We start from the raw sequence: 631 nt of genomic DNA on the forward strand, positions 1-631 counted from the left end.
TCGAACCCTTACTTAATAGCGGTGGTCCGCTTGGTGAGATAATGGTACGCGCAAAACTGCTTCTGGGCTTGGGTGTGATCAGTAAAGAGGTTTACGATGACCTAGAGATTTTTGTTACTTTGAAAGAGTGGGCAAAAATCCAAGGTGATGAGGTTTCTTTTACTGACCCTAATGTTCTGTTTGAACTGAATAGAACCCATGCCATTCAAAAGATTATGCCGATTGAGTACGATGCGGAAATGGTGGAGTCGATGTCGGGCCCAATGCTCGATATGTTTATAGGTCGCCATAATCAAAAAGTTCAGTCGACCATCGTGTTGGCGATTACCGATCTCATTAATACACTCTGCCGTGATAACGCACTGATCGTTTAGTCTCATTTCATCTGTCTAATTGCACCGCTTTCCCTTTCTCTGAGCTATTGCCTTTGAGTGTAGTCAGCTCGGCTCAGTTCAACCTTCCCCTATGGGTTGCCAGCTTAGGTTGGGGAAAGCTCGCTTTCTTGTTTATCTATTTGTTTTAGAATTCCCTTTCGCTCTGGTTACTGCTCTCCACGCCCTCAAATTTCTACTCTGTTATTCTCTCTAAGCCCTGAATTCAAGTTATCGATAGCTGGTATCTGCTTGATGAA

At 43.9% G+C, this 631-nt stretch carries 1 protein-coding gene; it reads left to right on the forward strand.

What is annotated here, in order from left to right:
• The coding region (locus KIV40_RS25800; protein ID WP_285352042.1) for an MltR family transcriptional regulator at positions 1-374 on the forward strand (374 nt) is incomplete at its 5' end.
• Positions 375-631: the final 257 nt, after the last annotated feature.

Source organism: Vibrio sp. D173a, from assembly GCF_030248475.1.